The sequence below is a fragment of the Wolbachia pipientis genome, from assembly GCF_023661085.1.
In the GTDB taxonomy this organism is placed as follows: domain Bacteria; phylum Pseudomonadota; class Alphaproteobacteria; order Rickettsiales; family Anaplasmataceae; genus Wolbachia.
The window spans coordinates 1-13,023 of sequence record NZ_JAHDJT010000018.1; the positions used below are offsets into that span (position 1 = coordinate 1).

General features: G+C 36.5%; 13 protein-coding genes. 6 read left to right on the plus strand and 7 right to left on the minus strand.

Annotation, left to right across the window (positions count from 1 at the left end; translation table 11 throughout):
• Positions 1-836: PDDEXK nuclease domain-containing protein (locus DM84_RS01270; RefSeq protein ID WP_250777820.1), on the minus strand; the 836-nt coding region annotated here is incomplete at its 3' end.
• Positions 837-1,029: 193 nt separating this feature from the next.
• Entirely contained in the window at positions 1,030-2,040 is a 1,011-nt protein-coding gene (gene hemB / locus DM84_RS01275) for a porphobilinogen synthase (protein ID WP_250777855.1), read from the minus strand.
• 257 nt (positions 2,041-2,297) lie between these two features.
• Between hemB and DM84_RS01280 the strand changes: the two genes are divergently transcribed.
• From DM84_RS01280 to DM84_RS01305, 6 genes are all read left to right on the plus strand, one after another.
• Positions 2,298-2,465 (plus strand): hypothetical protein, encoded by a 168-nt coding sequence (locus DM84_RS01280; RefSeq protein ID WP_250777823.1) that lies wholly within the window; start codon positions 2,298-2,300, stop codon positions 2,463-2,465.
• A gap of 18 nt (positions 2,466-2,483) precedes the next feature.
• On the plus strand, positions 2,484-3,533 hold the full coding sequence (locus tag DM84_RS01285) for a hypothetical protein (RefSeq protein ID WP_250777826.1): 1,050 nt from the start codon (positions 2,484-2,486) through the stop codon (positions 3,531-3,533).
• Positions 3,534-3,763: 230 nt separating this feature from the next.
• Positions 3,764-6,136 (plus strand): DNA topoisomerase (ATP-hydrolyzing) subunit B, encoded by a 2,373-nt coding sequence (gyrB, locus tag DM84_RS01290; RefSeq protein ID WP_250777830.1) that lies wholly within the window; start codon positions 3,764-3,766, stop codon positions 6,134-6,136.
• Between the two features lie 80 nt (positions 6,137-6,216).
• The gene (locus DM84_RS01295) at positions 6,217-7,326 is read left to right on the plus strand and encodes an outer membrane protein assembly factor BamB family protein (protein WP_250777833.1); all 1,110 of its coding nucleotides are present in this window, start codon (positions 6,217-6,219) and stop codon (positions 7,324-7,326) included.
• Positions 7,319-8,707: a dihydrolipoyl dehydrogenase gene (gene lpdA, locus DM84_RS01300; RefSeq protein WP_250777836.1), complete on the plus strand. Its 1,389-nt coding sequence runs from the start codon at positions 7,319-7,321 to the stop codon at positions 8,705-8,707. Before DM84_RS01295 ends, lpdA begins: the two co-directional genes overlap by 8 nt.
• Complete coding sequence (locus DM84_RS01305; protein WP_250777839.1) at positions 8,688-9,623, plus strand: tyrosine-type recombinase/integrase; 936 nt, start codon at positions 8,688-8,690, stop codon at positions 9,621-9,623. The genes lpdA and DM84_RS01305 overlap by 20 nt, the downstream gene beginning before the upstream one ends.
• A 1,009-nt stretch (positions 9,624-10,632) precedes the next feature.
• On the opposite strand, the gene DM84_RS06185 is transcribed toward DM84_RS01305, so the two are convergent.
• The 5 genes from DM84_RS06185 to DM84_RS01330 all read right to left on the minus strand — a co-directional run bounded on the left by DM84_RS06185 (position 10,633) and on the right by DM84_RS01330 (position 12,854).
• Positions 10,633-10,767: a hypothetical protein gene (locus DM84_RS06185; protein ID WP_410543769.1), complete on the minus strand. Its 135-nt coding sequence runs from the start codon at positions 10,765-10,767 to the stop codon at positions 10,633-10,635.
• Positions 10,734-10,877 (minus strand): hypothetical protein, encoded by a 144-nt coding sequence (locus tag DM84_RS01315; protein ID WP_250777845.1) that lies wholly within the window; start codon positions 10,875-10,877, stop codon positions 10,734-10,736. Before DM84_RS01315 ends, DM84_RS06185 begins: the two co-directional genes overlap by 34 nt.
• Positions 10,870-11,241, minus strand: coding sequence for an ankyrin repeat domain-containing protein (locus tag DM84_RS01320; RefSeq protein WP_250777848.1), 372 nt, complete (start codon positions 11,239-11,241; stop codon positions 10,870-10,872). The genes DM84_RS01315 and DM84_RS01320 overlap by 8 nt, the downstream gene beginning before the upstream one ends.
• 62 nt (positions 11,242-11,303) lie before the next feature.
• Positions 11,304-12,254, minus strand: a complete 951-nt coding sequence (gene trxB, locus DM84_RS01325; protein ID WP_250777850.1) for a thioredoxin-disulfide reductase — start codon at positions 12,252-12,254, stop codon at positions 11,304-11,306.
• On the minus strand, positions 12,255-12,854 hold the full coding sequence (locus DM84_RS01330) for a peroxiredoxin (protein ID WP_250777853.1): 600 nt from the start codon (positions 12,852-12,854) through the stop codon (positions 12,255-12,257).
• Positions 12,855-13,023: the final 169 nt, after the last annotated feature.

Genomic DNA, 13,023 nt, shown 5'->3' on the forward strand with positions numbered 1-13,023 from the left:
TCATCTGGTTTTCGTTCATTTTTATCTAACCAATTCAAGTACCACTCCATTTGTCCTTTATAGGCTGGTTCAAACTGACCGATTTTTAGTTCTATTGCAATAAGACGCCTTAATCCTCTGTGAAAAAATAGCAGGTCTAAATACCTATCAGTTGCTTTAGTGCTCATCCTTTTTTGACGTGTCACAAAACAAAAATCGTTGCCAAACTCTTGTAAAAATTTTATCAATTCATCCAAAATCGTGTTTTCTAGATCAGTCTCACTATGACTTGATGGCAATTCCACAAAGTTAAGAAAGTATGGATCGTGAAAAATAAATTCAGGTGCTAGCGTATTTTCTTCACGTAACTGTTTGATGCTTTGTTTTATGAAGTCCTCAGTTTTTTTTGCTAATGCCGTACGTTCATATAACATAGTATCGATTTTACTACGTAGTGTTCTAACACTCCATCCTTCAACACGACACATCTCTAAATAGTAGTCGCGCTTCAGATTATCAGAAATTGCAATAATTTCTACAAAGTGTGACCAACTCAATTGTTGTGACAGTGTCGCGACAATTTCTTGATCAGGAAAGAACTTGGAGAATTGCACCATCCGAAATAATGAGGCTCTATCAAATCCACGTCCATATTTAATCTGAAGTTCTTTTGCAAGTTGGGGAATGATTCGCTTGCCATAGTCTGCACGTTTGTGTTTTAAGATTTCTTGGTCTATTCTAAAGCCAATTTCCCAATTTAATAACACTAAAGTAGAATTGAACTGCGTGGAGAGATGATTCTTTGCTCTATCTATTAAATTACTAATATCCCCTAATAAACCAGTAGTGATATCCATCAACGCTATTTTCAATAAAGGACCATTATAGCACAAAAACTAACTTTCTTGGATTTTAGCATATCAAAAAAACATCCACTCACTACCTTATGGCAGCGAAGCGGCAGAAAATGGTTGAACGAGCTAGAAAAAATGGGCTAAATACGGTGTAATGTGATTTGAGGCAAAAATTTAAAGTCTTTTCACTTGTATCTTAATCATACCTTTGAACAGATAACAAATTTTTCGCAACATCAAGTGCGGCATAGGTGAATATTGCACTCGCACCTGCGCGTTTAAAACTAATTAAAGATTCATAAATTACTTTGTCATAATCCAGCCAGCCATTGTTTGTTGCAGCCTTTATCATTGCGTACTCACCACTTACTTGGTAAGCAAAAATCGGGAAATTAAACTTATCGCTTGCTGTTTTTATTATATCCAAGTATGGCATGCCTGGTTTTATCATAATAAAATCTGCACCTTCGTTTATATCCATTTCGACTTCGCAAATTGCCTCTCTTGCATTTCTATAATCCATTTGATAACCACTTTTATCAATAGAACTGGATGGTACACATGAACCAACAACTTGTCTGAATGGTGCATAGAAGCTGGAGCAATATTTCACTGCATAAGATAGTATTGATACATCTTGAAAGCCATTATCATCCAATGCTCTTCTTATTTTCCCTACTCTACCATCCATCATATCAGAAGGAGCAATTATATCACATCCTGCTTTTGCTAAAGCAAGTGCTTGCTTTAGCAACACTGACACAGTTTCATCGTTTTTCACGTCTATCTGATTGCTTTTTAAAATGCCATCATGACCATGAGTGGTGTATGGATCAAGTGCAACGTCTGCAATAATGCCAATGCCCGGCACCTTTAATCTTACAGCACGAATTGCCTTGCAGATTAAATTGTCCAGATTGTATGCTTCCTCAGCATTTTCAGATTTTAATTTACTGTCAACTACAGGGAAAATTGCAATAGCATTAATTCCTAAATCCTCAGCTTCCTGAGCCATGGAAACCAATCCATCTATTGAGTAACATTTTATGTCAGGTAAGCCAGGAATTGGTTCGGTTGTTTCTTTTCTATCATGAACGAACAGGGGAAGAATCAAGTCGTTTACTGATAAAATACTTTCACTTGTTAAATTGCGAATCCATTTACTTGAGCGCCTACGCCTTAACCGTGTGTTTGGGAAATTAAACATCATATTTCTCGTACTATACAGAACTTAATCTGACAGAAGAACTAAGGTAGTCAAAACTAATATCAGAGTCTTGTTTAATGCTATTAATATTTTTCCGAAAAGCAATATATTTGCTATAAAAAAATAGATCTCTTATGTCTTGTTTGACTTCCCGATAACGAAAGTTGGTATAATCTTTATATTAAGCTATAGCCTATAAATTTCTTATTGACATGCCTTTATAATAAGATATACTGGTGTTAAATGTGGTGTATGGTATGTTAGGCGAAAATAATAACCAACAGCAAGGTAGAGCACGTGCTATAATAGAAAGAGCACAAAATGCTTACCGCAATACTGGTAAAATTAGGCGATCTATTAGCATAATTTTATTGGTCAGTATGATTGTCCCATTTGCTCTTCTTGTACAGTTTCTTCTGTATTAGTGGTTAGTAGGTTATTTTTTGAAGCCAGAAGAAAATGAAATGAGGTTATCGGCTTGGCCAAAAAATATCATTAGGGTAATACTAAAAGCTGGTTTAGCTGTATGCATTATTACCTCCTGTATACTTTTAGCATTACCTGTGTTGTTCTTATGGTTGCTAAACCGGACACTTATTGAGGAAACGCGGCAGTTTTTTAACTTAATGCAAGAAATTCCAGAAGAAGAAAGGCAGCACTTTGTGCATGGTTTAGTTGATGTCCTTCCTCTTGTTGCGCAAACCACTCACGATTCAAATGCAGTTTCCAGCGTAAATTTAAGTGTTGATAGACTCATAGATGAGTACAGAGGGAAGCTAAGTAAAGAAGAGTTCTATATACAGCTAAATATGGGGAATACAACTGATATTGAAGAGTACATTAGACAATCAAATGAATTTAATGCAGACGAAAAATCCCAAGCACTTGAATGCTTAAAGTTTATCAATAGAACAGGAAATAGTTTTAAAGATAATTATAGTCAGTTAACACTAAAGCAAGCAGCCATTTTGTGTTGGAAAGCTTGCAACGATAGAAACACAGGAACAGAAGACCAAACAGTTCCTTTAAGCGATGGAGATATAAAAAATAGAAAGGATATGTTTGTAAAAGGTCTTATAGATGCAGCAACAACCTACGGTAATCGAGGTCAAAGTTGTGCTGGTGGAACATACAATAAACTATTTGAGTCTTTAGCTGGTTTGCATCCATCAGTGGTTATTACGCTAGATGAAGAAGAAGCCAGTAAAATGGTAGAGGAAACAATCATTCAAGGGTTGCCTGCAATAGCTAGGGAGATTCTAAGCAAATTTTCTGAAAGAGAGCAAGAAACGATTCGGAAGAGCCTTGCAGGCCCTTCAGAACTCTCAACTGGAACAGTAATGTTTATTATCGCTGTACGTGCAGCGCTCGAGGAAAAGTATCAGAAGTTCAGCAGCAAGCTGAGTATTGATAAACAGAAAGAAATATTAGAAATATGTATGAGTAATTTATCCTACGTTGAATTAGGAAACCCAAGTCAAATGGCGAGATAGTTCACTATAGTCATTTATTTTGAAATAATATAAAGCAGGATTTCGTATAGTTGTTTCAATTTGGACTCGTATATTGAAACAATGCGTAGAAGTGGATGTTATCATTATATAAGTGTTAGCATGCTTTATACCTATATACCACAACCAAAGATTTCCTCTCAGTTTAAAAATGTTGCTAATCGACATATACAAATGTAATATTAATTAATATTTATAAATAAAGCAATCCCATGGAAAGTAACTACAATGCTGATGCAATAAAAATCTTAAGAGGTCTTGATGCTGTAAGAAAACGTCCAGGTATGTACATTGGTGATACTGATGATGGATCTGGTCTGCATCATATGGTATATGAGGTTGTTGACAACGCGATAGATGAGTCTTTAGCCGGGTATTGTGATAAAATTGAAGTTAGCATAAATGAGGATGGCTCAGTATCCGTAACTGACAATGGTCGTGGCATTCCAACTGATATCCACGAAGAAGAAGGAATATCAGCAGCGGAGGTAATAATGATCCAACTGCACGCAGGTGGTAAATTTGACAGCAATACCTACAAGGTTTCTGGTGGGTTACATGGTGTTGGGATCTCAGTTGTGAATGCGTTATCTAGCTGGCTAGAATTAACCATTTGGCGTAACAAGAAAGAACACTTTATACGTTTTGAAGACGGTGAGTCTATTGAGCCTTTAAAGGTAGTAAATGAAAATACAAGCAAAAGGGGAACTAGAGTAACGTTCATGCCATCAACAGAGACTTTCAGTAGCATCGACTTTAGTTACTCTACCCTTGAGAATCGCATCAGAGAATTAGCATTTTTAAACTCAAATATAGAGATCACTTTGCGTGATCTTCGTAACAAACCACATGTAGAGTCTCATTTTAATGATAGTAAACAGTCTCAAGGTAATTTTGGCACAGCAAATTTCGTGCGATATTTAGATAAAAATAAGACGCATGTTACCAAAATTGCTAGCATGAGAGGCGATACAAAAGATCTCGGCATTAGCGTAGAAGTATCAATGGAGTGGAATGACTCCTACTACGAAAATATGCTGTGCTTTACAAATAATATAAGACAACGAGATGGTGGTACACACTTAGCAGGATTTAGGTCTGCCTTAACTAGATGTATTAACAATTATGCAACTAGCGAAGGGTTTTTGAAAAAGGCAAAAGTGAATTTGACTGGGGAAGATGTCAGAGAAGGGTTAACCTGTGTTTTATCTCTTAAGATGCCTGATCCTAAGTTTTCTTCACAAACAAAAGATAAGTTAGTCAGTTCTGAAGCGCGCACAGTTGTAGAAAACATAGTTTCTGATAAATTGAGTACAATACTTGAAACTGATCCAAAATTAGCAGCAAGCATAGTAGAAAGAGTCATCAGATCAGCTAAAGGAAGAGAAGCTGCAAGAAAAGCGCGAGAGTTAGTTAAAAACAAAAACACTATTGATATTTCCACTCTACCTGGAAAGCTTGCCGATTGTCAGGAAAAAGTTCCTGAGTTATCGGAATTATTTATAGTAGAGGGTAATTCCGCAGGTGGTACTGCAAAGCAGGGGCGTAATCGTAAAACACAAGCAGTCCTTGCTTTAAGGGGGAAAATTCTAAACGTAGAACGTGTAAGTTTAGATCGTATTTTTTCATCTGCAGAAATTGGCTCCTTGATTACGGCAATCGGTGCTGGAATAGGAAGTGAGCATTTTGATATTGAGAAAGCTAGGTATCATAAAATTATCATTATGACAGATGCAGATGTTGATGGTTCACATATAAGAACTTTAATTCTAACTTTCTTTTTTCGTTATATGCGTGAAGTAATTGAAAGAGGGTACTTATATATAGCACAGCCACCTCTTTATAAAGTTACAAAAAATGCTAAAGATACTTACATTAAAGATGACGAAACTTTTGAAGAGTATATAGTAAACTCGGCGGTTAAGAGATTGACATTAAGTGGTACAGACAAAGATTTACGCTTTGTCTTGGACAAATGTCTTAGTGTTTCAAACATTAGCAAAAATTATGACAGGGAAATACCACAAAATCTACTGGAGTCCCTACTAATTCTAAGCAAAAAGAATGCCCTATCATCTGCTGATGAGATATTGAAATATTTAAAGTTAATGTATAACGAATACAATTGGGAAGTAGAAATAAAAGATGAAGAAGCGCATATCTCTAAGTTATTTCAAGGACTGGCAGACAAATATATATTTCCACTTAGTATGCTTGAAAGCAAAGAAATACGAAATATATTGAGTTCTCTTGATGATATAATTGGCTTATTTAATGGTGATTCATTTTTAAAGTCACAAGAAACTGAAATAAAAATCAAATCTCCAAGTGCACTTGCAAAAACAATAATGGACTATGGTAAAAAAGGGTTAACTCTGCAAAGATTCAAAGGTCTTGGTGAAATGAATGCTGACCAGCTTTGGGAAACTACACTCAACCCTGAAACTAGGACTTTGCTCAAAGTTGAAATAAAAGATTGTGAGGAAGCCGATTCTATATTCTCAGTGTTAATGGGTGATATAGTCGAACCACGCCGTGATTTTATCAATACCAATGCACTAAATGTGCATGATGTTGATATTTAACTTCTGGTTCAATTAAGAACATGTTCATTGTGGTTAATGCTTCTAGTATGTATATTCATAAATCTTGTTTTCAATAAATAATGAAAGTAATAATTGTTATGATAATGTTATTGTGTAGTAGTTACACAATGGCAAGCGAACGAATAACCTTAGTTGATAAAAAATTATCGCAAGGTTATGTGGCTCCGGTGCTTACAGAAAATAATATCATTCTGGCAGATAAGCACGGTACCTTGTATTCCTTTGATGCTGATAACCCAAGGACTTTGAATTGGAAATTGCACCTTCCACACACAAAAAAAATTGGTAACATGAGCCTATCGCTCCATAGAGGGATTGTTTTCTTTATAGTAGATAACGTTCTACATACAATAGATGCAAAAACTGGCGAGGTTCAGTGGGAAAAAGAACTGAGAGCTCCGGTAAGAGGAAAAGCAGCAGTAATAAATAACAGATTGGTAGTATTAACCATCGATAACTACCTGTATGCATTTGATATAAAAGATGGCAGCTCCGCTTGGACTTATCAAAATGGTATCAATGTGGTTCGTGGTTTATATTCCATATCACCCGCAATTTCCAATGATAAAATAATAGCACCGTTTTCAAATGGTGAGCTGATAGCTTTTAACGAAGATGGTAAAAAATTGTGGAGCCAAAAATTGGCTACAAACCTTCTGGACACACAGCTTACAGATGTAACCACTACACCAAGAGTGCTCGGTGATATTTTAGTAGCTACAAACAATTCTTATACTTATGGTATTGACATCAAATCAGGAAACATTTTATGGTCAAAGCCACTACAAGTCAAAAGTGTATCAGACATTGTATCATATTATAGTCTTCTTATCCCTGCAAAGGAACAAAGAGCCGGTGGCAGGATTTTTGTAATTACTAAAGATAATAAAATAATCGGTGTTGACATACAAAACGGAGAAACACTCTGGACGTCCGATTTAATAGAAAATACGCAATTGTTTGCTCCAATTATGTATGCTCATACTTTATGGGTAACAAGTAACAAAGGGTTGGTGTTTGCTTTTCCTGGATCTGAAAACACAGGAAAGGCAATTGAAATACCTGGCAATGTGTTTCACACTCCAGTGTTTATCCATGATAAGATATATGTGACAACTGAGGAAAACGGTGTTTATTCTTTAGAAAATAGGTTTATTTTTTATGACTGATTATGATCTGATTGTTATAGGTAGCGGTCCAGGCGGCTATAAGTGTGCCATTGTTGCTGCAAGGCTTGGATTGAAAGTTGCCTGCGTAGATAAAAATAGTATTTTTGGTGGTACGTGTTTGCGAGTTGGATGTATACCCTCTAAAGCTTTACTCCACTCCTCCTATCAGTATGTTCACACGAAAAATAATCTGTCAAAACTTGGCATAAAAGTTAAGGATACAAGCTTCGACCTAAAAGAAATGCTAGGGTATAAGGACGCTAGAGTTCAGGAGCTTGGAAAAGGTATAGAATATCTGTTCAGTCTTCACAAGATCGCTAAAATCAGCGGACTTGGAAAAATTACCGCTTTTGATCAAGGTAACCTTGAAGTTTCAGTTGAAGGCAAGACGTTGAAGACAAAAAATATAGTAATTGCAACTGGTTCTGATGTTAGTTCTCTGCCAGGAATTAATATTGACGAGAAAAACATCATTTCATCTACCGGTGCGTTATCTCTAATTGAAGTGCCCAAAAGGCTTGTTGTAATCGGAGCTGGGGCAATAGGGCTTGAAATGTCTTCTGTATGGAAAAGGCTAGGGTCTGAGGTCACTGTAGTAGAGTTTCTTGATAGAATTGCTGCAGCAATGGATGGAGAATTAAGTAAATCTCTGCTCTCTAGTTTGCAAAAACAAGGAATAAAATTCTCACTCAGCACTAAAGTTGAGGAGATAAAACAAAATAGTAATTCTCTCAGTGTAAAAGTTTGCTCTACTCAAGATAACCAAAGAAACACTATAGAGGCAGATAAGGTGCTCATTGCAGTGGGTCGCAAACCATGCACCGAGGGTCTTGGTATCGATGAGAAGATAGAGAAAAATAATCGTGGTTTCGTTCAAGTTAACAACAGGTATGAAACTAATATGAAAGGAATATTTGCCATCGGTGATGTAATTGGTGGAGCAATGCTTGCTCATAAAGCAGAAGAAGAAGGAGTGGCAGTTGCAGAGACAATAACAGGGCAGTCACCTCACGTTGACTATGGGATCATACCATCGGTCATTTACACTCACCCTGCGGTTTCTTCAATCGGTAAAACCGAAGAGGAACTAAAAAGTGCCGGTCGTAAGTATAAAGTTGGTAAATGCCAATTTGCTGCAAATGGCAGAGCAAAAATCACTGATGATGCCGAAGGATTCGTGAAAGTGCTAACTTGCAGCACCACAGATACAATACTGGGCGTACATATCATAGGAGCATACGCTGATACGCTAATTAACGAAGCAGCAGTTGCAATGGCATATAGTGCTGCAGCAGAGGATATATATAGAATTTGTCACTCTCACCCTGATATAAACGAAGCCCTCCGCGACGCGTGTATCGATGCCTTCTTTAAAAAGTAACCTTGATTCGATCATTGAAAATTGGCATGAATGGCTGAGATGCAATAGATCTTACTCACCTAACACTTTAGAATCATATATGAGAGACTTGCAAGACCTTACAAGTTTCCTCAGCGCTCATATTGGTGGAGAAGTAAATGTTGGTTCCTTAGAAAAATTAAGCATATCTGAGCTAAGAAGCTGGCTTAGTTTCCGTTATGCAAGAGGCGTAAATGCAAGGTCTAACACTCGTGCACTGTCAGCAGTCAGAAACTTTTTCAAGTACATAAAAAACAACTATGAAATAAATAATGAGGCTGTATTTTCCTTGTCAAAGCCAATTCAGAGAAAAGCTTTGCCTAAAGCATTATCAATACCTGATATAAAAACTCTACTGAAAGAGATGAAATTATCTGATTTGGGTGAACCTTGGGTAATAAAAAGAGAAGTTGCGATTATTGTTCTATTATATGGCACAGGCTTAAGAATTAGTGAAGCGCTAAGTCTTAGGATTAGTGATGTAAGTGGCGAAAACCTAATAATTGCAGGTAAGGGAAACAAACAAAGGCAGGTATTTATTCTTCCGGTAGTAAAAAAGTGCTTACAAGAATATATAAAAGCTTGTCCTTACCTTGACATTGACGATGAATCACAATATCTCTTTGTGGGAGTAAGAGGAAAAAAATTGGGAAGAACTTACGTTGCTAATCGCTTGCAGAAAATAAGGAGAATGTTGAACTTGCCAGAAATTTTATCTCCACACGCATTCCGTCACAGTTTTGCCACTCATTTACTTCAGGAAAACGTCGATATAAGGTCAATACAACAACTGCTTGGCCATTCAAGCCTGGAAACCACTCAGGTTTACACTCACCTAAATTATCAAGACGTTTTTAATATGTATAAAAACTTTCAGCAGAATATGGAGGAGGAATAAAAAATCCTTGTAACTTGAGGATTATCGATAGCACTACCAGGTCCTATGTCTTTTTCATCTCCTTTGTATAGGAAATACCCTACTAAAAAAAGACCCGGCGCAACTACAGCAAGACCAGCACTTATCTCTGGATAATCCACTACCGTTAGACACGTACCAACAACAAATGCTCCCAACAATATAAAAAACGTAAGAGCGTAATTGTTTTGCTTTCTGTTGGGAGAGATTGCTTGTCCATTACTTTCTTTTCCTATTCGATGAATCCTTGACTCTTTTCTTGTATTATTCAGTTTTCTATCCTTTTCTATGAGTTGAGCTTTTGCTTGATCGAGTTCTCTCTCCAGCTCTGAAATCCTATTTTGCTGTTCTCTAATTTCATTGTTTCGTTTGTTCAACTCTTGCCTTGTATCGCTTAATTCCTTTTCCTTCTTTGCAAGTTGAGCTTCTGTCTTTTCACGCCCGTCTACAAGTTTGTGTACAAGCTCCTCAAAACCTACTGGTATATCATTCATGCCTGCTAAAGGCCGTTCCACACTTACAGGAAATTTTCCATTTAAATATTTTTTAATAGGCTCAGTTGGATTATTAACATTCCCCAACGCAGCAATAACAATTGCACAATTCATGAAGCAATTATCTTCTATCAATTTCTTTACATCATCTAAATCTTTTTTATTAATAGTATCAATTAATCGCCCTTTGATAGCCTGTTCAATAATTTGTTTTAACTGTATGTTCTGCTCTATTGCAGGTATTGACTTTATCTGACTAAAATCCAGCTCCTTATGTTTTAGAAGTTTAGTCAATACTTCCTTTTTATTTTCCGTTATTCCTTCTGAGCATAATCCAGCAATTAGGCTAAGTGGTGTTTCTATTTCTCCATTTTGGTTTCTTCTCCAGCAGTTAGGGTTAAGTCCTTGATTCAATAGTATTTTCGCTCGGTAAATGTCTCTATTAGAAAGAGCATCTAATAACTGCTTTCCTTTTTGTGCTTTTTTAAATTCTAATTTTATTGTGTCCTCAAATCCTCTTGAAATACAATTTTCAGGGCTCTCACGGTTACAATTTTTAACGTCAGTTCCCACATATCCGGGTGTGTGAGCAATATTTTTACCATATCTTTAACCCCAACTTGACAAGCAATGTGTAAGGCTGTATCTTTTCGTGTTGATTTCTTACCTCCTCCTTTACACTCTCATAGCTAAAACCGAGGTGCAGAAGTTCATCATTATCTACAGATTGATCATTATTCACAACATCTATAACGACCTTGCTGTACTTCTACTATTTCTCGATTACGAAATAAATATATTAGACGCCCAAGTTGATCTCTCTTTTGTCTTTCCTCATAAACAGGTTGCTTGCTTTGAGCATTAATATCGATATTGCTGTTTTGTATAAGCAATTTAGCCATTTTTTCTAATGTGGGTTGGTTATTACTAGTTATGTAAGCATTAGCAATAGAAATTAAAGGTGTCATTCCTGCTTCATCAAACGCATTAACATCCGCACCTTCTACCAGAGCTTGCTTAAAAGCTTCTAGGTTTTCATCATCAATAGCATCAAATAACTTTTTTGTTGGCACATCAAAAAGCATGCTGCCCCCTACCACTAACAATCTATTGATGTAATTATATTAAGAGAATAAAGAAAATGTCAAGAGATTTTCCAAATTCTAGTCTAGTTGACAATGCACTCTAAAAACTTTTCCGCATCAAGCGCAGCCATGCATCCAGTCCCTGCGGCAACTACTGCCTGGCGATATATTTTATCCTGAACATCACCTGCAGCAAATACTCCCGCCCTACTAGTTAAAGTTGTTCCAGGTTTTGTAATTATATAACCCTGCTCGTCCATTTCAACAAAGCCCCTAAAAATACTTGTATTTGGTGCATGTCCAATTGCAATAAATACTCCATCTGCTTCCAGTTCTTGAACTTTTTTAGTTTCCGTTGATTTAATTGTAATACCAGTAACTTTTTTCGGATTTTCTTCTCCAAGAATTTGCTCTACAGTATGGTTCCACATTACCTTTATCTTATCATTTTTAAAGAGCCTATCTTGCATTATCTTCTCTGCTCTCAATTTATCACGCCTGTGTATTAGTATAACTTCTTTGGCAAATCGAGTTAAAAATATTGCCTCCTCAACGGCGGTATTTCCTCCACCAACAACAGCTACAACTTTATTTCTAAAAAATGCACCATCACAAGTTGCACACGCTGAGACCCCGTAACCTTGAAATTTTTTTTCACTCTCCAAGCCGAGCCATCTCGCTTGTGCACCGGATGCAATGATCATTGCATCTGAGTAGTAGTCATTAATATCACCAGAAGACTTAAACCTATATTCATTAGAATCCTTAAGCTGCTCAACGCTCTTTATTTCATCATCTATTATTTTTGCTCCAACCTTCTCTGCATGCAACCTCTTTTGCTCCATTAATTCCGGACCTTGTATTGAAATAAATCCGGGATAATTTTCAACATCCGTAGTAATCATAAGCTGACCACCAGGTTGCATTCCGGTTACTACAATTGGCTCTAAGTTTGCACGTGCTGCATATATAGCAGCAGCATAACCTGCTGCTCCAGACCCAATAATAAGAACTTTTGTACTAAGTTGCCCCATCTATAATTGTTCACTGTATGAGTTTAGGTAGTCAGCCACTCCTTCATCACTTGCTTGCATTGCTGGTTTGCCTTTCTTCCATCCTGCTGGACATACTTCACCATGCTCTTTGTTATGTTTAATTGCATCAACGATTCTAATGAACTCATCAATATTACGTCCTAAAGGTAAATCATTTATTGATTGATGACGTACAACAAACTGATCATCAATAATGAAAGTTGCTCTTAGAGCAACTGAGTCATCATATAATACTCCATAGTCTCTTGATATAGACTTTTTGATATCAGACACTAAAGTATAGCTAACCTCTCCAATACCACCATCATTAACTGGGGTCTCTCGCCACCTATGATGTGAGAACTTTGAATCTACACTTACTCCTATAACTTCAACACCGCGTTTCGAAAAATCCTCTATTTTGTTACTAAATGATATCAGCTCAGTTGGGCATACAAAGGTAAAGTCAAGTGGATAGAAAAAAAGGACCGCATACTTATCTTTTACGTATTCGCTTAGGCAGAAGCTGTCAACTATTTTTCCATCAGAGAGAACAGCAGGAGCAGTAAAATCAATAGCGGATTTTGTAATAAGATTCATAATTTACCTATTCATTTTAAAACAATTTTAATTTTATACTTTGATAAGTTTACATGCAAGTTTTCTTTAGTTTTAGTTCTATAAAAATTTCCAGACCTATTGTGACTGTATGAGCATTAGATTTCTTGCATAAAACCTAAGCAGAAAAAAAGGCAAAAGAAGCCCTGGT

Coding starts and splice junctions, on each gene's coding strand:
- hemB (WP_250777855.1), bottom strand. CDS start 2,040: ATGTTTAATTTCCCAAACACACGGTTAAGGCGTAGGCGCTCAAGTAAA.
- trxB (WP_250777850.1), bottom strand. CDS start 12,254: ATGGGGCAACTTAGTACAAAAGTTCTTATTATTGGGTCTGGAGCAGCA.
- DM84_RS01330 (WP_250777853.1), bottom strand. CDS start 12,854: ATGAATCTTATTACAAAATCCGCTATTGATTTTACTGCTCCTGCTGTT.
- lpdA (WP_250777836.1), top strand. CDS start 7,319: ATGACTGATTATGATCTGATTGTTATAGGTAGCGGTCCAGGCGGCTAT.
- DM84_RS01295 (WP_250777833.1), top strand. CDS start 6,217: ATGAAAGTAATAATTGTTATGATAATGTTATTGTGTAGTAGTTACACA.
- DM84_RS01280 (WP_250777823.1), top strand. CDS start 2,298: ATGTTAGGCGAAAATAATAACCAACAGCAAGGTAGAGCACGTGCTATA.
- DM84_RS01305 (WP_250777839.1), top strand. CDS start 8,688: ATGCCTTCTTTAAAAAGTAACCTTGATTCGATCATTGAAAATTGGCAT.
- gyrB (WP_250777830.1), top strand. CDS start 3,764: ATGGAAAGTAACTACAATGCTGATGCAATAAAAATCTTAAGAGGTCTT.